The sequence below is a fragment of the Xanthomonas sp. F14 genome, assembly GCF_014199865.1.
The window spans coordinates 1,201,347-1,222,941 of the sequence record NZ_JACHOM010000001.1 but is presented as its reverse complement, the minus strand read 5'-3'; the positions used below and the strand labels follow the sequence as shown (position 1 = coordinate 1,222,941).

Below are 21,595 nucleotides of genomic sequence, written 5' to 3'. Positions count from 1 at the left end.
TGTCGACTGGTTTACTCGTGCCCGTCAGCGTTATCGCCCTACCTCATGCGGCAGGCGCCACAGATCATGTGCGGCAGAATTCAAATAAAAACATGGCATAATTCAGTGGTAAAGCGGAATATGGTCGGATGAGTCCGAATGATTTAAAGCGATCTGATGCGGCCACCCGGATATTAGCGAGCCGAACCATTTCGACTACAACTTTTGTGTTGAATGTTGCGGTGCAGGAGTTAAAACCTGATCAATGCAGTGCCGTCATTTGATTTAATGAGCCCGCTTTTACCATTAAGACCACCACCAACTGTCGACGCCATTCATTGATTGCGGTATTTGTGTGCAGCCACTCCGCCCGTCCAGTTTATTGTCGCGCTCGATATCCTGCGATGGAGTTTATTGAAGAGGCCGGCTTATTCGAAAAGGTTTTAGTGCCCGATGATCGTCACCTGTCAACGACCTCGGTTTGTTTGTAGTAGCCAGGCAGTGTGTGATCTTCAACACGGAAACTGACGACATGACGCTCGCTTTGGACACCAAACGGCAGCAACAGCAGTTCGACTGGTCGGGCGTGCCGATCGACCTGGGTGGCATGGAGCCGCTCGATCAGATCGCGCGTCTGCTGTGCCATGCCCTGGTTGCGCCTGCGGCCGCACTGACCATCGTCGAGGGCGGCCGCGTGCGCGTGCTGGCGGCGCGCGGCATCAGTGCCGCCCATGTCGAGCAGGCCATTGAAATGTGCCGGCATGCGTCTGCGGCGCCCAATGGCGTCACGGAACTGATCGAACCTGCCGCCCTTGCCCCGATCCAACTGGGCGACGCCGCCTTCCCGGGCTTGCCGGCGCGCTTTATTGCCTGCGTCCCGGTCGGTGCACCGCAGACCGGCGTCTCCGGCACCTTGTGCGTGATCGATACGCGTGAGCGTCGCCTGGCCAGCCAGGAACACCAACAGCTGCTGATGTTCGCCAATGTGGCCGCGGCGCAACTGGAACTGCAGTTCGGCGCCGGGCGGCGCGAACCGCACAGCGGCCTGCTCAATGCACGCCAGTTGCAGTCGGACCTGGATGCCCTCGCCTTCGGCAGCCACTGCGTACCGACCATCGCTGCCTTCATCGAGGTCTACGACACCCAGGCAGCCAATGAAGCACGTCAGGCACTGGGCATGCAGCCGCTGGAAGAACTGGCGCGCCACGCCAGCTATGTACTGACGCGCGCGCTGCGCGGCAAGGCCACCGTCTATCACGTGGCACCGATGCGCTTTGCGTTTTTTCTGTTGAATTCCGCGCCCGACGAGATGGAAGACCTGTTGCTCGATCTGCGCGACATGCTGCATGCGCCGATGGACGCAGCCGGCATCCCGATGTCGTTGACCTTTCACGCTGGCGTCGTGCGCTTTGCACCGCAACAACCGGACACCAACGACGTCATGCGCAAGGGGCTGGTGGCACTGGGTGATGCGATCAGCAATCACGCCATCGTATGCTGGTATAGCGCCTCGCACGACGACGCGATCCAGCGTTCGTACCGGTTGGCACTGGATGCCGAAAAGGCGCTGGAAGCAGGCGATTTCCGGCTGGTGTTCCAGCCACGGATCAACCTTGAAGACTTGTCGGTGACCGGCTTCGAGGCACTATTGCGCTGGCGGCATGCCAGCCTCGGCCCGATCGGTCCGGACGAATTCATCCCCTTGTTCGAAAAGACCGCCTTGATGTGCACCGTCACCAATTGGGTGATCGAAAACGCATTGGTGCAGTTGGCCAGCTGGCGTGCGCAGGGGCTGGACTTCTCCATGTCGATCAATCTGTCTTCGCGCGATTTTGGCAACCGCAATCTCGCCGCAGACGTCATCCATCGCTGCAGGGAGCTGGCCATCCCCACCCAGCGCATCGAGCTGGAGATCACCGAGGGCCGCTGGCTGCGCAGCAATGTGGAGGCCGTGCCACGGCTGCGCGCCCTGCGTGACGCCGGAGTCAATGTCGCCATCGACGACTTCGGCACCGGCTACAGCAACTTCGGCTACCTCACCGAGCTGCCGGTCAACGTGCTCAAGCTCGATCGCTCGCTGGTGACCGGCATCGCCACCAAGACCGGCATGCAGCTGCGCGCCGAGGCGGTGGTACGCCTGGCCAGCGCGCTGGGATATCGCACCGTTGCAGAAGGCATCGAACACGCCGACGAAATCGCGCTGCTGCGCAGTTGGGGATGCGATGAAGCGCAGGGCTATCTGCTTGCCCGGCCGATGGAGGCGGAGCTGGTGGCGGCCTATGTGGCAAGCGCGGTGGCAGAACAGCGCTTGCCGTGATCCGAGCTGCCCGCGTGCAGTCGGCGCGTGCATCGTCCTTGATCGACCCACACTACGCCGCCCTCGCCTCCTGCAGTGATGTGCGTGGCAACGCAGCGTGCACGCTGCGTTGCCACACGGCCATCAACTCAGATCGTGCAAGTCCTTGCCCAGCGGCGGACCTAGCGTCCAGTCGGAAAAACGCACCTTCAGCCCGGCACGCTCCGGCGTGCAGCACATCGGGCCGACCTGGTACGTATCGGCAACAGGAAACGGGCAAAGCCGCACCAGCGGCCAGGTCCGGCCATCGGCCGACACCTGCAGGCGCAGAACGCCGTCGGCAACGGTGGCGCGTATCCAGAAGTCCTTGGGGTCGGCCTCGTAAGGGCCGGTCGCCCAGTCCGAGACCGGGTTGGTCAACACGCTACTGAGCATCGCGCGGCCATCGCTCAGTTCAATACCCGCCTTGACCCAATGCTGCTCGTCCACACGCACCATGATGCCGGCCTGATCGTAGAGCGACTCGTACTGCGCGCGCACCCGCAACTGCGCAGTGAAGCGCGCTGCGGCGGTGATACCGAAAAAATGCCCGCTATCGCGCGTGAACCCGTAATGCGTCTTGCGCCAGAAGTCGGTGGCCTTGTCGGTAACCACGTCCAAGGTGCCGCCGCTGATTGCGACGGTCCGTGGCCGATTGAGCCAGCTGCCGTCCTGCCACTGCGTGTCTTGCGCCATCGTGTTCTCCGTCTTGGGTTGCCTGGCAAGCACGTCGCCGCTGATGGCCATTCCCATCGCGCCGCCCAGCAGGCGTCTGCGTGCACCGTCTATCGCATCGTGAGTCATTCGGGATCGTCCATGCGCTTGAAGAACTGCATAGTCTAGCCGTGCGGTGGCTCAGGGCATGCATGCGTGGGCCGTGCTGCAGATGGCTGACATCGCCGCGACGCCAGCGTCGATCTGGCGCCAGTCCATGCTGTCAGCGCTGGGCGAGCGCGTAGTCCAGCGCCGCGCAGATCGCAGCCACCTGCGCGGCGTTGCACTGTGCGGGCGTTGCGCGCGGGCTGTCCGGATACACCTCGGTAGTGGTGCGATAGCGCGCGTCGGTGACGCCCGCGCACAGGCCAAGACGCCGCACCGGGTAGTTGATGACGCCAGGAGCGACCACCGCTGCGCCGATGATCTGGCCGTTCGCATCGGCAGGTGCGATATGGGTGACCTCGGCGACAGCGGCAACGATGGCCTGCTGAAACTGCGGTTGCGGATCTTCGCTATCGCCCACCAGGTAAAACCCATCCGGAATGCTGCCGGGCACGAAGTCGACGCCATCACGCGCAGCCAGGGCCGGACGAAATTCGCTCTCGTCGCTGTCGGTGGTTTCGTGCAGATCGATATGCACCAGCATCTGGCCGGCCACTGGGGCGACCAGCTGCATCAATGCCGCCGACTCGGCGGCCGGGCTGTCCTGGCGAAACGCGCGATTGGGGTCGATGGCATCGGCATTCCAGCGCTGGATCCGCTCGTAGCCCCATGGATTGACGCAAGGCACCACCAGCAGATTGAGCTTGCCTGCATAGGCCGCCGCGCGTTGCTGCAGAAACTGCAGCGCGCCCTGCACGCCGCTGGTTTCATAGCCATGCACGCCACCGGTCACCAGCGCGCAGGGCAAAGCGGCGTCCCACGCCACGCTGCGCAGCGCGATCAACGGATATTGCTCGGATGCCGCCGGGATCGTTCCGTAATGCACGCGCTCATAACTGGCATCCAGTGCATCGATCACTTGCACCACATCGTCAGCATGACTGCGCTGACGCAGCTGGCGTGCGCGCCATGCAGCGCGCTCTGCCGCGCCCCAGGGCTGCCGTGGTGTGCCGATCGGATACGCCATGCGCTGTGTCATTACCGGTGCCGTCCAATGAAAGACGGCCAGCGTAAGCGCTCCGTGCATGGCGGTCCATTCGACGACGAACCCGATGATGGCAACCGCCCGTAAGGTCGAGTCCGGTTAGGGCCGACTTTGCGAGTGTGCGCGTCGACAAGTCCCGCGACAACGGGCGCGTCATCTTCGGCAGGCGCAATGTCGTGACGAGGCGGTCGTTGGCTTGACGCTGCGTGTGCGCTGACACGGCTGCAACGCTTGTCGGTCGCAAGGGCCAACGCAGACGCGCTGCCATGCAGTGGCATCCCGAGCCTTCCATCAACCCTCAGGGAGCCAGCCCGGGCCGCCGATCACGAAAATTCTGCAATGGATGCAAATCCTGCAGTCGCCTGGGTAAGCCCGCCGGGGAATGGGCAGATATTTCCCTGCAATCGATCGCGTGCGCGCGAGGACGAGTGAAAAAACTTCCGAGGTCCTGACGATGCATTGCACATCAACCTCTGCGCCACTGCTTGGCCGAGCAAGGCAAGACGCAGATGCTTCGCAGAACACACACAACTGCAATCGATTGTTCAGGCCGATCTGCTGACGCGGCGGAGGTGTCCGCAAAAACGCCGCAGGCCCTGCACGTGACGTGCAGGGCCTGCGGTCCGCTGCAGCGAGAACGGCGCGCCGGATGCGCGCCGCACGCTCGCCTAGACGGCCTCTTCCTGAGGTTTGGCTTGCTTGGAACGCCCACCCTTGCTGCCGATCCGCGACATATGATCGCGATCGCGGCTCACGGCCTGGCCGCCCTTGCGGCCAGCTTCGCGTGCCTCGTCGCTCGTGAATTCGTGTGCGTTCCCGCTGGCATGTGCTGCCTTGCCGCCGCTGCTCGCCAACACGCGGCGCTTTTCAGGATCCAATGCGGCAAAACCGCGCCGGCTACGAGTACTGCTTTGTCCGTCTTCCACTGTGCCTCCTCTCGATGCGTCGATCACGCCACTGGTAGGAGGGGTAACGCAACTATCGTGCCAAGCCGTGCAGCCATGCGAGACGGCGCCAAGCGCCACAATGCAGGAAAAAACAGCTGCGCTCGCTGTGCAAATCTTGCACTCCTGCCACGCGCCGCAAGAGGGTCCGCGTTTTATCCATCGGTAGCGCTACCAATGCGGCCATACCGACGAACTGACTGTGCAGCCGTCGCCGCTCCACCGGGCATGCAGCATGGGTCTGATCGATCACTGTCCTGCCCTGTCCACTGCTGTCCAATACGCCAGCAAACCGGAACCGGGAGCGGCAAGCGATGCGGCTACATGCTGCGCACTGCTCACCGCAGGCCGGCCTTGCTCGGTGTGACCTCTCGCCTGTAGCGCGTGCGCATCACGTAGCGACACCCGCGCGGGCGTGCTTCGCACACCGCGTTGCCCGTTGAGACGCGCCGACGATGGTGCGCGGATCGCCGCACGCGGCGCTCAGCAGATCGCGCTCACCCCGCTGCCTGCTCCAGCGCCATGCCGAAGCGGTCGTCGCACTGCGCTGCCGCCTCGGACAAGGCAGCGCCCACCAGCAGCAAGGTCGGCAAGCCCGGCAGCATGCCGGCGGCGGTAAGTCCCAGCTCGCCCAGGGTGGTCAGCCGGCGTTGCTGCTCGGGCCGGGTGGCGGCCTGCACGATGGCCGCCGGCGTGCTGGCCGGCAGATGCGCCAGCAACGCGGTAGCCAAGGCATCGGCACGCCGCAGGCCCATGTAGATGCCCAGCGTGGTGCCGCTGGCGGCCAGTGCGCCCCAATTCGGCTCGCCGTGATCGTGCGTATGCGCGGTGACGAAGGTGATGCCGTGGCAATGGCTGCGATGGGTCAGCGACACTTCCAGTGCGGATGCGGCGGCGAATGCGGCACTGACGCCGTTGATGATCTGCACGCCCACACCGGCGCGGCGCAGGAAGCTGATCTCCTCGCCCGCGCGCCCGAACAGCAGCGCCTCGCCGCCTTTGACGCGCACCACGCGCAAGCCCTGCACGGCGTAGCGCCGCATCAGCCGGCAGATGAAGTCCTGCGGCGTCGAGCGGCAGCCACCGCGCTTGCCGACCCGGATCACCCGCGCCTGCGGTGCGAGTTCGACGATCTGCGGGTTGGCGAGATCGTCCAGCAACACCACCTGCGCGGCAGCCAGCGCCTTGACCGCCTTGATGGTGAGCAGATCCAGATCGCCGGGGCCGGCGGACAACAACACCACATCACGCGCGCAGGACGGAATGACTGACATGAGCAGGTCTCGCAATATGTGGAGGTCGGGACAGGCACTCAGGCGTGTCGGGGTTGCCGGCACAGCCGGGTGAGTTGCGGAACACAGGAGCCGCAGACCGTGCCGCAGCCCAGGCGTTGCTTGAGCTGGTGCAGGTCGGCGCCGTCGTCGATGGCGGCATGGATCGCAGCAGTCGACACCTGCATGCAGCTGCAGACGATCGGGTCGCAGGGTGCGCCCTGTGTCTGCGCAAACACGGCCAGCCGCGGGCCGCGCCAGGGCCGGCCTGCCAATGCGCTGCGCAGCAACGCCTGATTGGCCTCGCTGGGCTGTGCCGCGCTGAGCAGCAGGCCGTCGATATGGCTGTGGCCGTCCTGCATGCGCCAGCCCACACGACGCAGCAGCCCGCGGCGCAGGTCGCGGTACTCCAGCACGTCTGCGCCGGCCGGCAACTGCAATGCGGCGATCAGGCGATCGAGCCATTGCGCATCCGGCGCGCGTTCGCAGGCCGCATGCAGGACCGCCCAGTGCCCGCCGGCCTCGGCCAGCGGCTCGGCATGCAGCCGCAGCGATGCATAGCCGCAGTCGCGCAACAGCGGCTGCAGTGCCTGTTGCAAGGCCAACGCATCGCCGCGCCGGGCAGCGAGCAGATGCCAGCCGAACACCGCCTTCTCCACCCGCACCGCCGCATGCTTGAGCTCGGGCTGCTGCGAGCGCGCATCCACCGCCGGGCTGCTCACTTCGTTGATGCCGCCGCTGGACAGGTGCTGCCCGCTCCAATGCATTGCGGCGAACACGCTGCCCGAGCGCAGTTCGTCGGACAGTTCCAGCGGCAGCACCAGCGCACCGCGCTTGCCGGCGATCTGCACCAGCTCGCCGGCGACCAGGCCGCGCCGCGCTGCGTCGTCCGGATGCATGCGCAACGCGGGTTCGGGGCTATGCGCAAACGCTGCCGGCACGCGTCCGCTGCGCGACATGCCATGCCATTGATCGCGCAGGCGGCCGGTCAGCAAGCGCATCGGAAAGCGGGCCGAAGTCGGCTCGGCCACCTTGCGATACGGCGTGGCGTGGAAGCGCGCGCGCCCGTTGCCGGTGGCGAACACGCCATCGGTATAGCGCCGCGCCTGCCCGTGTGCGGCACCGGCAGGGAACGGCCACTGCTGCGGCGCGTCATCCAGCAGCGGGTAATCCAGCCCGCCGATGTCCAGATCGCGCCCCACCGTCAACGCGCGATGCTCGTCGAAGATCTGCACGGTGCTGTCGAACCCGAACAGCCCCGCCCCGCTGGCAGGTGCCAGACGCGCTTCGAGCCGGCGTGCGACTTCGCGGGCGATCCACCAGTCCGCGCGCGCCTGACCCGGCGCGTCCACCGCCTTGCGCACGCGGGTGATGCGGCGCTCGGAATTGGTCACGGTGCCGTCCTTCTCGCCCCAACTGGCGGCCGGCAACAGCACGTCGGCATACGGCACGGTGTCGGTGCCGGAAAACGCATCCTGCACGATCACCAGTTCGGCCTGTTCCAGTGCGGCGCGAATGCCCTCCACCTCCGGCATCGAATGCACGGGGTTGGTGCAGACGATCCACACCGCCTTCAACGTGCCCGCACGCAGACGCTCGAACAACTGCACGGCCGGTGTGCCGGCCGTGGCACTCAGACGGCCGGCGGGCAAATGCCACAGACGTTCCAGTTCCGCACGATCGTCGGCATTGCCGATCTCGCGATGCGCTGCCAGCATCGTCGCCATGCCGCCGACCTCGCGCCCGCCCATCGCATTGGGCTGGCCGGTCAGCGAAAACGGCCCTGCGCCCGGCTTGCCGATCTGCCCCGTCGCCAGATGCAGATTGATCAGGGCCAGATTCTTGTCGGTGCCCTGCGCGGACTGGTTCAGGCCCATGCAGTACAGCGACAATGCCGCCGGGCTGCGTCCAAACCACTCGGCCGCCTGCACCAGGTCCTCGTGCGAGATACCGCAGATCTCGGCGCTCATGCGCGGGGTGTACTCGCGCAGCATGTGCTTGAGGGCGTCGAAATCCTCGGTGTGCGCCGCAACGAAACGCGCATCCACCAGACCCTCCCAGATCAGGTGGTGCAGCATGCCGTTGAACAGGGCGACGTCGGTCCCGGGTTCGATCGCCAGGTGCAGGTCGGCCATAGCCGCGGTGTCGGTGCGGCGCGGATCGATCACGACCCAGCGAATGGCGGGATTTTTCGCCCGCGCCTCTTCCAGCCGGCGAAACAGCACCGGATGCGCATACGCCATGTTGCTGCCGGCAAACACTACCGTCTGTGCCAGCTCCAGATCCTCGTAACAGCTGGGCGGGCCATCGGCGCCCAGCGCCAGCTTGTAGGCGGTAACCGCGCTGGACATGCACAGGCGCGAGTTGGTGTCGATGTTGTTGGTGCCCAGCAAGCCCTTGGCGAGCTTGTTGAAGACGTAATAGTCCTCGGTCAGCAGCTGCCCCGAGAGATAGAACGCCACCGCGTCCGCGCCGTGCTCCTCGACGATCGCCGCCAGCTTGCCGGTGACGTGATCGAGCGCCTGATCCCAGCTCACCGCCGCCCGCGGTGCCTGCCGATGACGACGCAGCTCCGGCGCGAGCACGCGCCCCTGCGTACCGGCGGCGGTCTGCGGTAAGGCCAGGCCCTTGCTGCACAACCGGCCATGATTGGCCGGATGCAGCGGGTCGCCTTCGATGCCGACGATGCGTTCGCCATGCGCGTCGTGCTCGCTGTGGATCAGCACCCCGCAGCCCACCCCGCAGTAGCAGCAGGTCGACCGGGTGATGCGATGCATCGGCGCAGACGTCTGCGGCTGTACCGCCGCAGCGATCAAAGGTAGCTGCTGGCCGTCGCTCATGCGGCCGGCTCGGCGACTGCATCCGGCAGCGATACCGGCTGCAACACGATCCATACCGCATCGGCTTCCACCTTGACCGGGTAACGCGGCGCGCAGCCCACATCCGGTGCGCAGGCCTGGCCGCTCTGCAAGGCGATCGCCCAGCCATGCAACGGGCAGGTCACCGTGTCGCCGGCCACGATACCCTGCGACAACGGCCCGCCCTTGTGCGGGCAACGGTCGCGCAACGCAAACACCTGATCGCTGGCGGTGCGGAACAAGGCGATCGGTGCAATGCCCTCGATCTCGAGTACGCGCGCACCCAATGCAGGCAGCTCCTGCAGCGCACACACGCGAATCCACGCGGCCTGCTGCATGCTCATTCCTCCACCGTTGCGGCCGGCGCGGCGATGCGCAAGGGTTGGTACTCCTGCTTCCGTTCGCCGGCGATACGCGCCTTCCACGGGTCGACCAGGCCTTCCAGCGAGTACAGCAGGCGTTCGTACAAGGCACGCCGGTTGGCCGCGTCATCCACCACTTGTGCGCGGATGTAATCCAGCCCCACCCGTGCGATGTAGTGCACGGTGCGATCCAGGTAATACGCCTGCTCGCGATACAGCTGCAGAAACGCACCGGTGTATTCGCGCACTTCCTCGGCGGTGCTCACCTTGACCAGGAAGCGGGCGACCTCGGTCTTGATGCCGCCATTACCGCCAACATGCAGCTCCCACCCCGAATCCACCGCAATGATGCCCACGTCCTTGATGCCGGATTCGGCGCAATTGCGCGGGCAGCCGGACACCGCCAGCTTGACCTTGTGCGGGCTCCACATATTGGCCAGCATGGTTTCCAGGTCGATGCCCATCTGCGTGCTGTTCTGGGTGCCGAAGCGGCAGAACTCGCTGCCCACGCAGGTCTTCACCGTGCGGATCGACTTGCCGTACGCATGCCCGGACTGCATGCCCAGATCGCGCCAGACATCGACCAGATCTTCCTTCTTGACCCCGAGCAGGTCGATGCGCTGGCCGCCGGTCACCTTGACCATCGGCACCGCGTATTTGTCGGCGACATCGGCAATACGGCGCAGCTCGCCGGCATTGGTCACCCCGCCCTTCATCTGCGGAATCACCGAGAAGGTACCGTCCTTCTGGATGTTGGCGTGCGCACGCTCGTTGATGAAACGCGATTGCGGATCGTCGATGGCCTCATGCGGCCAGCTCGACAACATGTAGTAGTTGATCGCCGGCCGGCAGGTGGCGCAGCCGTTGGGCGTGCGCCATTCCATGAAGGCATACGCCTGCGCATGGGTCAGCAGCTTGTGTTCGGCAATGGCGCGCCGCACATCGCCGTGGCTCAGATCGGTGCAGGCGCAGACCGCCTTGGTTTTCGGTGTTTCCTGGAAGTTGGAGCCCAGGCAGTTCATCAGGATCTGCTCGACCAGGCCGGTACACGACCCGCAGGAACTGGCGGCCTTGGTGTGCTTCTTCACCTCGTCGACGGTGAACAACCCCTGCTCGCTGATGGCTTTGACGATGGTGCCCTTGCACACGCCGTTGCAGCCGCAGACCTCGTCGCTGTCGGCCATCGCACTGGCACGGTCCTGTCCGCCGGTGCCGGCATCGCCCAGCGCGCTTTCTCCGAAGATCAGTTGATCGCGCTGCGCCCGGATCGGCGTGCCGTCCTTGAGCAGCTTGAAGTACCAGCCGCCATCGCTGGTGTCGCCGTACAGGCAGGCGCCGACCAGCACATCGTCGCGGATCACCAGCTTCTTGTAGACCCCGCCGGCCGGGTCGGACAGCACGATCTCCTCGCAGCCATCGCCGCCCATGAAATCGCCGGCGGAAAACAGATCGATCCCGGTGACCTTGAGCTTGGTCGACGCCACCGAGCCGCGATAGATGCCGATACCGAACTGCGCCAGGTGATTCGCGCACACCTTGGCCTGCTCGAACAGCGGCGCCACCAGGCCGTAGGCAATGCCACGATGGTTTGCGCACTCGCCCACTGCGTACACGCGTGGGTCGAAGCTCTGCAGGCTGTCGTTGACCACGATGCCGCGCGCGCAGTGGATGCCGGCTTCTTCGGCCAGCCGCGTATTCGGGCGGATGCCCGCTGCCATCACCACCAGATCGGCCGGGATCTCGCTGCCGTCGGCGAACTTCACGCCAATTACCTCGCCCTGCGCGTTGCCCAGCACTGCACTGGTCGCCGTGCTCAGCCTGAACTCCAGCCCGCGCGCGCGCAGGGCCTGCTGCAGCAGATTGCCGGCTACCGGATCGAGCTGGCGCTCCAGCAACCACCCGGCCAGATGCACCACGGTCACGTCCATCCCGCGCAGCTTCAGGCCATTGGCCGCTTCCAGCCCCAGCAGACCGCCACCGATCACCACCGCGTGCCGCTTGCTGCGCGCGGTCTCGATCATCGTGCGGGTGTCCTGGATATCGCGGTAGCCGATCACGCCCTTCAATTCGTTACCGGGAATCGGCAACACGAACGGCACCGAACCAGTGGCGATCAACAAGCGGTCGTATTCCGCCTCGGTGCCATCGGCGGCGATCACGCGGCGACGTACCCGATCGATGCGGGTGACTTCCTTGTTCAGATGCAAGCGGATGCCGTTGTCCTGATACCACTGCAACGGATTGAGCACGATGTCGTCGAACTCCTGCTCGCCGGCCAACACCGGCGACAGCAGGATGCGGTTGTAGTTGGGATGCGGCTCGGCCCCGAACACGGTGATCTGGTACATGCCCGGCATCAGCTTGAGCAGTTCCTCCACGGTGCGGATGCCGGCCATGCCATTGCCGATGACGACCAGTCTGGGTTGCTTCATTGCCTGGATTCCTGTCGACATGTCAGACCCGCGCCGCGCCGGCGCTGGACCATTCGCTACGCCACTGTGTCTTGACCCCGGCCAGCAGCGCCCAACCACCGAGTGCGAACGCAGCGAACATCCACATGCCCATCGCATAACTGCCGGTGTGCTGCTTGAGCACGCCCAGACCCGCAGCCAGCGCAAACCCGCCGATGCCGCCGGCCATGCCGATCAAGCCGGTCATCACGCCGATGTCCTGCGCAAACCGCTGCGGCACCAGCTGAAACACCGCGCCATTGCCGGCACCCAGGCACAGCAGGGTCAGTACGAACAAGGCCAGCGTCACCATTGCCCCGCCTGCGCCGAAGCCTGCGATGCCCACCAGCGCAGCCACCAGCAGATAGACAGTGAGCAAGGCGCGCGTGCCGCCAATGCGGTCCGCAATCACACCGCCCAACGGACGCATCACCGAACCCGCCAATACGCAGGCAGCCGTCGCCCACCCTGCAGTGCGCGTATCGAAGCCGAACTGGTCGTGGAAGTAGCCCGGCAATGCACTGGCAAACCCGGAAAAACCGCCAAAGGTCACCGAATAGAAAAACATGAAGCGCCACGCGTCGCGGTTGGCCACCAACACGCGGCCATAGTCGGACCAGCGCTTGCGCGCGACCGGTACTGGCGCTTCTTTCGCAATCAGGACGAATACGACCAGCGTCAGCAGCAGCGGAATGCATGCCAGTCCGAACACGTTCTGGTAACCGAACGCCAACGCCAGCATCGGTGCGAACAACGCCGCCAGCACGGTGCCGGAATTGCCCGCCCCGGCAATCCCCATCGCGGTGCCCTGATGCTCGGGCGGGTACCAGCGCGAGGCCAGCGGCAGCGCAACCGCGAACGAAGCGCCGGCAATGCCGAGCAACACGCCCAGCAACAACACCTGCCCCATGCTGTGCACGCCGAACTGCCAGGCACCAAACAACGAAGCGATCACCGCAACTTGTGCGACAACGCCCGCGCGCTTGGCACCGATACGGTCGGCCAGCATGCCCAGCACCAGCCGCAGCACCGCGCCGCACAGGATCGGCACCGCCACCATCAAGGCACGCTGCTGCGTATCGAGCCCCAGCGACTGCGCAATCGGTACCTGCAGCGGACCGAGCAGATACCACACCATGAAGCTCAGGTCGAAATACAGGAAGGATGCGAACAAGGTGGGCGTGTGCCCGGATCGCCAGAACGAGCGCTGCATAGAGACCTCTTCGAATGCGATGGCCAAAAAAAAACGGCGCCCCTCCGGTAAAACCGGAAGGACGCCGTTGTCCTGGATGCGTGCGGATCGCCGTTGATCCGCGGCATCGTGTTCGTGTTGTGGCAGGTACGCCGTTGCACCTGCACGGAGTCACTACGCAATCAACGTGCCAACTTGCTCACCTGAGCATCACGACGATACAAGTCATTGAAAAATAGCGTTTTGGATGCAGCGCGTCCGATTTCACGACAGCCTACCGACACGCCAGCGCAGCTCACCAGTCCCGTCTTTCGTGCAGCCTTGCACCAACAGCGTGCACCCTGTATCGCAGGCTCTGTCGCTTGGCATGACTAACAGCGCCCAACAGAGCTAATACACGGCTGTGCTCGGAAGCCTCATCTAGGACGCGTGCATACCGATCAAATATCTAGGTCAAAAGCCGTGTCAGTCGAGCGCGCGGTGCCCTCGCCGCCCGCGGGACACGGCGTGAATCCGTCCGTGGAGGCTCGGTGGCAGCATCCATGCCGCCACACGGTCCCGCAATCGGCGAGGACATCGCACCAGAGATTTTGCTGGTTGCTTTGAGAAGAGCTACGCACACCGACCATCTCGACGGGTCCTTGCCCGCCCACCGTCGCGAGACCTTACGCGGCATGGATGCCGCGTAAGAGCCTACAGGGACGTATTTGCGGCGTGTCCTTCGAGGCTGGGCAGGCAAGGACCCTGCAACCAAGCCGCAGACCACATCCCTCGCGCCGTTGCCGTCGCCTCGGCTTCTGTCCGCAAGATCCAATGCATCCAGTCTCATCCAACCCACCCCAGCCTGACTTGCCGCCTGATGCGCTCGGCATCCGGGCTCAGGGCGTATCGAACAACCGATTGCTGCGGTGGTCGTCCTCGGGGGAAACCACGCCCACGCGCGCGGCAGCGCGCCGATAGTTGTCCAGTCGATGGATGTCGCGCAGCCGCGCGATGTCGTCTTCCTGGATGTCATGCCAGCCCCAGCGCTGGAACTGGGTCAGGAACCACTCACCGTCCGACAGCCACGGCATGTTGACCGCGCCATCGCCATGGAAGGCCAGCGCTGTCACATCCTTCGCATGTGCCTCTGCTTCGACATCGGCATCCAGGCAAGCGGCCAGATGCGCGGCCGATACCCCGATATGCTGCGGCTCGGCCAGCCATTGCGCACACTGCGCCCGATTTGCCGGGTCCGCATCCAGCCAGCGACAGGCATCCAGTACGCAGGCGGTCAGGCGTTCGGTCAACTCGGGTTGCAGCGCGGCGAATTCGCGTCGGCAGGCCAACACCTTTTCCGGATGGCCAGCCCACAGCTCGCCACTGCGGATTACCCGGCGACCGCTGCCCTGCGCCTGCGCAACCGCAGCCCATGGCTCGCCGGAGCAATAGCCGTCGACCAGTCCACTGGCCAGGGCGTCCGGCATCTGCGGTGGCGGGATGCTGAGCACCTCCACGTCGCGCATCGGGTCCACGCCACGTGCCGCCAGCCAGTAATAGAGCCACAGCGCATGCGTGCCGGTCGGGAAGGTCTGCGCAAACACGGCGCGGCGGCCCAGGCTGGCCAGCGCCTGCGGCAAGCTCTGCCCCTCCTCCAGGGCCTGCGCAAGCGCAGGTGCCAGCGTGATCGCCTGGCCGTTGTGATTGAGCGTCATCAACAGCGCCATCGGGCATTGCGGCCCGGCAATGCCCAGGTCGATCGCATACACCAGGCTGGCCAGCGCATGTGCCGCATCGACCTCGCCGGCCAGCAGACGGTCGCGCACGCCGGCCCAGGAGGCCTGCCGCTGCAAGTCCAACTGCAGCCCATGGACGCGATCCAGGCCCAGCCGCTGCGCCGCGACCAGGGGCGCGCAATCGATCAGCGGCATGTAGGCCACGCGCAATACGGGGAGGTCGGCTTGGCTCATGTGTTCATCCCAGCAACTCGGCCATGGCCACGATGCGTCGCGCCACTTCGGCCAGTTTGACGCCCTGCTTCATCGCCTGCTGGCGCAGCGCCGCGTAGGCATCGGCCTCGCTCAGGCCGCGTTTTTCCATCAGCAGGCCCTTGGCGCGATCAATCAGCTTGCGGTCCTGCAGCGCCTGCTGCACATCGTCCAGGCGCTTGCGCATGCTGCTCTCCTGCGCAAACCGCGCAAGCGCCACCTGCACGATCGGCGCCAGCCGTGCCGGCGCCAGGCCATCGACCACATAGGCGGTGACGCCGGCACCGACCGCCGCATGGATCAACGCATCGTCGCCATCGCCGGAAAACATCACCACCGGCCGCGGCGCATGTGCATGCAGCATCGACAGTTGCTCCAGGGTATCGCGCGAGGGCGAGTCGACATCAATCACCACCACATCCGGCTGCTGGCTCTGTACCGCGTGCAGCAATGCACCGACCGAGGCCACATCGTCGAGCACCGTATAACCGGCGCGCGTCAGTGCCTGACGCAGTTCGCCGATCGGCTTTTCGGTATCGTTGACCAGCAAGACACGCATTGGCGGCAGCGAGGCGTGGACGTGGCCTGATGGTGCCATGCAACATGCCGTCGGTGCGAGCCATCCTTTCGGAGTACGTCTGATGCCGTTGTTCCCGCTGTTCGCAAACCTGCAAGCACGCGCCGTGCTGGTCATCGGTGGTGGCGAGGTCGCCACGCGCAAGGTGCTGGCGCTGCTCAAGGCGGGTGCGCAGATCCGCCTGTATGCGCATGCGCTCTCGCCCGAACTGGCGGAACTGATGCAGGCTGGCCGTTTCGAACAACTGGACGGCGAGTTCGATCCCGCCTGGATCGACGACGTGTGGCTGGTGGTCGCCGCCACCGACGATGGCGAGTTGAATCAACGTGTCGCCGCTGCTGCAGGCGCGCGTCAGCGCCTGGTCAATGTGGTGGACGATGCCGAGTTGTCGACCTATCAGGTGCCCGCCATCGTGGATCGCGACCCGCTGGTCATCGCCATTTCCTCCGCCGGTGCCGCACCGATGCTGGCGCGCCGCCTGCGCGAACGGCTGGAACGCGAACTGGATGTCTCGGTCGGCCGCTTCGCCGGCATGTTCGCGCGTCACCGCGAGCGCATCCGCAGCCAGTTCCCCGACATGAACCGCCGCCGGCGCTGGTTCGATCGCGTCATCGACGGCGACGTGCCGCTGCTGCTGCAGGCCGGCAACGACGACGCAGCCGAAGGCGCCTTTATCGCGGCACTGGACGATGCCGGCGCGGTGCCGGCGCGCGGCAGCGTGCAACTGGTCGGCACCGGGCCGGGCGATCCCGGCCTGCTCACCATCAAGGCGCTGCGTGCGATGAATCTGGCCGACGTCCTGCTGATCGGCGACGACATCCCCGACGCGGTACTGGAACTGGCAAGACGCGATGCCGCACGCCGCGCCTTGCCGCGGCAGGCCGACGCACAACAGCATCTGGTGCTGCAACTGGCCGCAGAAGGCCTGCATGTGGTCGCGTTGCGCAGTGGCGCCGGCTACAGCGATGCCGATGCTGCGGCCATCGAAGCGGCGCTAAAGGCGCGTGGCCTGGCCTGCGATCGGGTGCCAGGCATTGCTGCGGGTCTTGAAATCAACGCATGAGCGCTGCGCGTATGCGTCTACGGCACGTCAGGCTTTCGGAAAGCGCTTGCGCGCACTGTCGCGCACATCGATATCGAAGGTCACCTGCAACGCCGTCGGTTCGGCATGGCCAGCACCGGCATCGAAGCTGAAGCGCAACCCCTCGCGGCTGGGCAATTGCCGTGCATGCTGTTCCAGCGCATCGCGCGGCACCGACAACTGCCAATGCTCGGCAGTGCAATTGCAGGCCGCGTCACCATCGCTCAGGCTGACGCTGTGGCGCAGCAGTCGCGCGCCCTGCCCGCTCGGCAAGCGGCTCAGATTCTCGATTGTGCGCCCGGCAAGCAAGTCGGCCAGTTCGGCTTCGTCGATGCGGAAGCGCAGCTGCTGAGCTTCAATCTGGATTTTCATGAATGAGCTGACTCCACTGCTCGGGCGTATTGCAATTGACGAACGCGGCGCGTTCGCTGGCGGTGACAGCGATGCGATGGCATTGCAGCGCAGCCTGCAGGGCGCGCAGCGAGCGTGACGAACCAGTTCCTGCCATCTGCGCAGTGAGCGCCTCACGCACAACGTCATCTACGTATAGCCGCATCGGCAGCATCTGGTCTTCAAAGGTAACGCAGCGCCGATGCGGTGGCGCCAGCAGCCGATTCAGCAATGACCGGGACAGCAGCGGCATGTCGACCGGCACCACCACCAGTGTCGTTGCATCGGCTAGCTGATCGATCACGCTGGCCAGGCCACCAAGCGGCCCCAGGTCCGGCTGCGCGTCGGCAATCCCGGCGTAGTCCGGGCGATCGCCACTGATCACCACATTGTGCGCGCCGGCGTCGCGCAGCAACGCCTGCATGTGCTCCAGCAATGGACGTTCGCGCCACTGCAGCAGCGCCTTGTCCTGCCCCATCCGTGAGGAACGACCGCCGGCCAGCACCACGCCCGTCCATGCAGGCCTCGCGTTCATGCCGCCTGCTCGCCGGCACGGCATCGCATGACGTGCAGGTGCTGGCTCATGGCGCGATCGCCGGTGCAGCCGGCTGCAGATGGCCCAGCCCGAACACCTGCGCTGTCGTACCGGGCGCGGCGCCTTCGTCCTGCGGCTCCAGTACCGCCCACGCATTGGCCTGCAACAACGGCGCCACGCGGAACGACTCCTGCTGGGGCAGGATCTGCACGCAGAGCACTCCGGCAGCGCTGCAGGTCAACCGTGCGCGCAGGTGTTGCCGCCACAGCGGTCGTGCCTGCATCGGGGTTTCCAGCGCAACCTGCACGCCGCGCTCGGCCGGCATGCCAAGCAAACCGCGCAGCGCCGGCTCCACGAAAAAGCGCAGCCCGGCAGCGCTGGCCATCGGATTGCCCGGCAAACCGACATACAGCGCACCGTCTGCGAAGCGCGCCAGCAGCACCGGCTTGCCCGGCCGCACCGCAACCTTGTGGAACAGCACCGCCGCGCCATGCCGTGCCAAGGCATCGGGCACGAAATCGTAGCGACCGCGCGACACCGCACCAGTGCTCAGAATCACCTCGGCGCCCGCATCGCGCGCCTGCGCAAGCGCCAGATCGAAACCGGCATCGTCATCGCCCACCTGTCCATGCCAGACCAGTTCGGCACCGGCTGCCCGCAGCTGGCTGAGCAGATAGCTGCTGGTGCCATCGCGAATCTGGCCAGGCCGCAACGGCTGCGCCGGATCGCCGATCAACTCGCGGCCGGTCGCAATCAAGGCCACACGCGGACGCCGCACCACCTGCACCCGCGCACAGCCCAGCCCGGCCAGCAGCATCAGGTGTGCGGCGCGCAAGACGGTGCCGGCCTCGATCACGCGGTCGTGCAAGGCCACATCTTCCCCACGTCGACGAATATGCTGACCGGCGCGGATATCGGCGCGCAGCCGGATGCGGCCCGGCCGCGCGCCATCGTGCGCCAGCACGTCCACCTGTTCGATCGGCACCACGGCATCGGCGCCCGCGGGCAAACCGGCGCCGGTCATGATTTCCCACGCGCTGCCAGCCGTGATGCCACCTACATCTTCGCCTGCGGCAACGCTGCCACCGATCACATGTTCGCTGCCGGCGATCGCGCCACGGCCGGCGGTGACCAACGCAAATCCATCCATCGCGCTGTTGTCGAACGCCGGCAACTCCGCCGGGCTCGACAACACCTGCGCAAGCACACGCCCCTCGGCATCGGCACTGTCCACCCACTCGCCGGCAAGCACGGCGATCTGCCGATGGACAATCGCAAGTGCGTCGGCGTAGCTGATCATGAGCAAGGCACGGTCGACCGGTGGATGACCTGGCTAGGATACCGGCCCCCGACGTGGCCGGTACAGGCGCAGCGATCGCGGCATCACCGCACCCTGCTGCACGCATTCCCTCATCTCGACCAGGGCGCACGTCGCTTGAAGCCGCTAGAACGCCGCGCCTACACGGCAGATCGCAAAGTGACACCCAGTTCCCCCACGGTATTCATGCCGCATGCAACTCGTTGACCTTGTGGGCTGGCTCGCCAGTGCAGTCCTGATTGCCACCTTGATCCGCCAGATCTACAAGCAATGGCGCTCGGATGCGGCACAGGGCGTTTCGCGCTGGCTGTTCATCGGCCAGATCAGCGCCTCGGTGCTGTTCATCCTCTACAGCTACCTGGTCGGCAATGCCGTGTTTATCGTCAGCAACGTGCTGATCCTGCTGACCGCCCTCACCGGGCATGTGCTGCACCGGATCAAGCAGCGTCGGATGGAGCGTCACGCGGGCAGTATCGGCTAGCGCTGCCGCGTTATTTGGTGCTTTTCTTCGCCAGCTTGCGCGGCTTGGCGGATACGATTGACTTGCTGGCGGCAGACCGCGTTGCGGCCTTTTTCGCCGCGGTCTTGGGCGTTTTCTTCGTCGTGGACGTGCGTGCCGGGCTTGCCTTCGCCACGGCACGCTTTCGTGGCCTGGGCACGGCCTCGGCCTGCGTTGCTGGCTCGGCTACCGCTTCGGGCACATGCACGCTGATCCAGGTAGGCGCATGATCGCTGGCCTTTTCCAGTGCACGTACCCACTTGTCCACGCCGGCGTCCTGCAGCCCAGGCGCCAGGGTGCGGTTGAGCAGCAGGTGGTCGATGCGCAACCCACGATCGCGCGCAAAATGCTGGCGAAAATAATCCCAGAAGGTGTAAATCGGCGTTTCGCCATGCAATGCAAGCAGGGTGTCGGTCCAGCCCTGCTCGAGCAGGGTCTGGTACGCCTGACGACTCTCCGGCTGCAGCAACGCATCCTTGCGCCAGCCCTTGGGGTCGTAGATGTCGGCATCGGTCGGCACCACGTTGAAATCGCCGATCAGTGCTACCGGGTGCGGTAGGTCCACCAGCGTCTTGGCGTGCCGGATCAGACGTTGAAACCACGCCAGCTTGTAGTCGAACTTCGGCCCGGGCTGCGGGTTGCCATTGGGCAGATATAGGCAGGCCACCACTACCCCGTGAATTGCAGCTTCCAGATAACGGCTCTGCGTATCGCCGCGGTCCCACGGCAGCCCACGACGGATTTCGACCGGATCGGCGCCGTGCGCCAGCAATGCCACACCGTTCCACGACTTCTCGCCTTGCCAGATGACGCCATAGCCGGCATCGCGGATCGCCTGTTCCGGAAAGGCGTCCTGCGTGGCTTTCAATTCCTGCAGGCCCACGATATCCGGTTGCTCGCGCTGCAACCATTCCAGCAGATGCGGCAGCCGGCTAGTGATGCCATTGACGTTGAATGTCGCGATCTTGCGGGTGGTGGCGGACATGGGTGAGCGACCAGGCATGCGTAGCTGCGCAGCATCGCCGCCATGGCATTAAGCAGATGCTCAAGCGAGGTGAAGCTCCGTTGGATATCTGCGCACGCGCTCACGCCTCGCAAACCATCAGCCTCCGTAGGCTGGCCCCACCACTCATTGCTGGAGATCGCATGCGACAGTCCGCGCTCTGGATTGCCCTGCTGTGCGCCGGCTGCTCGCGCAGCCCGCCTTCGGTTACCCCGCCGGGCGCGCCTGAAAGCGCCAAGACCAATGTGCTGGAAGCCGGCGCCAGGGTCCTGCAACCGACCGGGCCGGTCGGCAAGCTCGACATCTACCTGGTGGGTTTCCATCCGATGAAAGACGCACCGGATGTACAGATGGAAGCGCATCACTACTGCCATCAGGTCAATGAAGACCTGGCGCAATGCGCGCTCTACGACGGCAACACCGATCAGGCCAACCTCACCGGTATCGAGTACATCATTTCCGAACAACTGTTCGCACAGTTGCCAGAGCACGAGCGCAGCTTCTGGCATCCGCACAATGGCGAAATCCTGTCGGGCCAGCTATCCGCGCCCAACCTGCCGCTGGTTGCGGAGAAAGAACTGATGCGCAGCAAGCTCAACAGTTATGGCAAGACCTGGCACACCTGGCACTCGCGCAACGGCACCGCCGCGGGCGATGCATTGCCGCTGGGCGAGCCGATGCTGGCCTGGTCGTTCAATCGCGATGGCGAGGTCCAGCAACCGCTGATCGATCAGCGCGACAAGCTGGCCACGTTCTCTACCGCGCAACGTCGCGCCAATCGCCAGGACCTGACCCCGCTGGCCAGGCCGCAGCACGGAGTGGATGCCTTGCGGCCGCACTTCGGCAATGCCGAACCGCTCCCCGGGGTGGTCGACGCAAGCACCCCATCCGACTGAACCCTCAAGACCTGGCCGGCCGTAGCAACTGCAATCGGGAGGCCAGGCATTCGAAGTCCATCGACAAGGTGCGG

General features: G+C 65.3%; 18 protein-coding genes. 4 read left to right on the top strand and 14 right to left on the bottom strand.

Annotated elements, in window-relative coordinates:
- Positions 1–484 precede the first annotated feature (484 nt).
- Positions 485–2,296: a GGDEF domain-containing phosphodiesterase gene (locus GGR73_RS05345; RefSeq protein WP_184455923.1), complete on the top strand. Its 1,812-nt coding sequence runs from the start codon at positions 485–487 to the stop codon at positions 2,294–2,296.
- A 123-nt stretch (positions 2,297–2,419) separates the two neighbouring features.
- Here GGR73_RS05345 and GGR73_RS05340 read toward each other — a convergent pair whose 3' ends face one another.
- From GGR73_RS05340 to GGR73_RS05295, 10 genes are all read right to left on the bottom strand, one after another.
- Entirely contained in the window at positions 2,420–3,118 is a 699-nt protein-coding gene (locus GGR73_RS05340; RefSeq protein WP_184455921.1) for a DUF1349 domain-containing protein, read from the bottom strand.
- Positions 3,119–3,251: 133 nt separating this feature from the next.
- The gene (locus tag GGR73_RS05335) at positions 3,252–4,172 is read right to left on the bottom strand and encodes a M14 family metallopeptidase (protein ID WP_054592689.1); all 921 of its coding nucleotides are present in this window, start codon (positions 4,170–4,172) and stop codon (positions 3,252–3,254) included.
- A gap of 674 nt (positions 4,173–4,846) precedes the next feature.
- Positions 4,847–5,104, bottom strand: coding sequence for a KGG domain-containing protein (locus GGR73_RS05330; RefSeq protein WP_024940389.1), 258 nt, complete (start codon positions 5,102–5,104; stop codon positions 4,847–4,849).
- 515 nt (positions 5,105–5,619) lie between these two features.
- Positions 5,620–6,366: a uroporphyrinogen-III C-methyltransferase gene (gene cobA / locus GGR73_RS05325; RefSeq protein ID WP_181142323.1), complete on the bottom strand. Its 747-nt coding sequence runs from the start codon at positions 6,364–6,366 to the stop codon at positions 5,620–5,622.
- Positions 6,367–6,434: 68 nt separating this feature from the next.
- Positions 6,435–9,233 carry a nitrate reductase gene (locus GGR73_RS05320; protein ID WP_184455919.1) on the bottom strand — a complete coding sequence of 933 codons (2,799 nt, stop codon included), beginning with the start codon at positions 9,231–9,233 and terminating at the stop codon, positions 6,435–6,437.
- Positions 9,230–9,595, bottom strand: coding sequence for a nitrite reductase small subunit NirD (gene nirD / locus GGR73_RS05315; protein WP_024940392.1), 366 nt, complete (start codon positions 9,593–9,595; stop codon positions 9,230–9,232). The genes GGR73_RS05320 and nirD overlap by 4 nt, the downstream gene beginning before the upstream one ends.
- Positions 9,592–12,009, bottom strand: a complete 2,418-nt coding sequence (gene nirB, locus GGR73_RS05310; protein WP_228911806.1) for a nitrite reductase large subunit NirB — start codon at positions 12,007–12,009, stop codon at positions 9,592–9,594. The genes nirD and nirB overlap by 4 nt, the downstream gene beginning before the upstream one ends.
- A 58-nt stretch (positions 12,010–12,067) precedes the next feature.
- The gene (locus GGR73_RS05305) at positions 12,068–13,237 is read right to left on the bottom strand and encodes a nitrate/nitrite transporter (protein WP_184456502.1); all 1,170 of its coding nucleotides are present in this window, start codon (positions 13,235–13,237) and stop codon (positions 12,068–12,070) included.
- An 896-nt stretch (positions 13,238–14,133) separates the two neighbouring features.
- Positions 14,134–15,204: a CmpA/NrtA family ABC transporter substrate-binding protein gene (locus GGR73_RS05300; protein ID WP_184455917.1), complete on the bottom strand. Its 1,071-nt coding sequence runs from the start codon at positions 15,202–15,204 to the stop codon at positions 14,134–14,136.
- Positions 15,205–15,208: 4 nt separating this feature from the next.
- Positions 15,209–15,781, bottom strand: a complete 573-nt coding sequence (locus GGR73_RS05295) for an ANTAR domain-containing response regulator (RefSeq protein ID WP_024940396.1) — start codon at positions 15,779–15,781, stop codon at positions 15,209–15,211.
- Between the two features lie 82 nt (positions 15,782–15,863).
- Here GGR73_RS05295 and GGR73_RS05290 point away from each other — a divergent pair, with 82 nt between their 5' ends.
- Positions 15,864–16,862 carry an NAD(P)-dependent oxidoreductase gene (locus GGR73_RS05290; protein WP_184434510.1) on the top strand — a complete coding sequence of 333 codons (999 nt, stop codon included), beginning with the start codon at positions 15,864–15,866 and terminating at the stop codon, positions 16,860–16,862.
- A 27-nt stretch (positions 16,863–16,889) separates the two neighbouring features.
- Here GGR73_RS05290 and GGR73_RS05285 read toward each other — a convergent pair whose 3' ends face one another.
- The 3 genes from GGR73_RS05285 to GGR73_RS05275 are packed head-to-tail and all read right to left on the bottom strand — an operon-like array spanning position 16,890 to position 19,105.
- Entirely contained in the window at positions 16,890–17,252 is a 363-nt protein-coding gene (locus GGR73_RS05285; protein WP_184455915.1) for a hypothetical protein, read from the bottom strand.
- Positions 17,236–17,805, bottom strand: a complete 570-nt coding sequence (locus tag GGR73_RS05280) for a molybdenum cofactor guanylyltransferase (protein WP_102256761.1) — start codon at positions 17,803–17,805, stop codon at positions 17,236–17,238. The genes GGR73_RS05285 and GGR73_RS05280 overlap by 17 nt, the downstream gene beginning before the upstream one ends.
- A 46-nt stretch (positions 17,806–17,851) precedes the next feature.
- Positions 17,852–19,105, bottom strand: a complete 1,254-nt coding sequence (locus GGR73_RS05275) for a molybdopterin molybdotransferase MoeA (protein ID WP_184455913.1) — start codon at positions 19,103–19,105, stop codon at positions 17,852–17,854.
- Positions 19,106–19,316: 211 nt separating this feature from the next.
- Here GGR73_RS05275 and GGR73_RS05270 point away from each other — a divergent pair, with 211 nt between their 5' ends.
- Positions 19,317–19,604 carry a PQ-loop domain-containing transporter gene (locus GGR73_RS05270; protein ID WP_024940800.1) on the top strand — a complete coding sequence of 96 codons (288 nt, stop codon included), beginning with the start codon at positions 19,317–19,319 and terminating at the stop codon, positions 19,602–19,604.
- A gap of 10 nt (positions 19,605–19,614) precedes the next feature.
- Here the strand turns inward: GGR73_RS05270 and xth are convergent, their stop codons facing one another.
- Complete coding sequence (gene xth, locus GGR73_RS05265) at positions 19,615–20,607, bottom strand: exodeoxyribonuclease III (RefSeq protein ID WP_184455911.1); 993 nt, start codon at positions 20,605–20,607, stop codon at positions 19,615–19,617.
- A 161-nt stretch (positions 20,608–20,768) separates the two neighbouring features.
- Between xth and GGR73_RS05260 the strand changes: the two genes are divergently transcribed.
- Entirely contained in the window at positions 20,769–21,521 is a 753-nt protein-coding gene (locus GGR73_RS05260) for an OBAP family protein (protein WP_046342728.1), read from the top strand.
- The last annotated feature ends 74 nt before the right edge of the window (positions 21,522–21,595 follow it).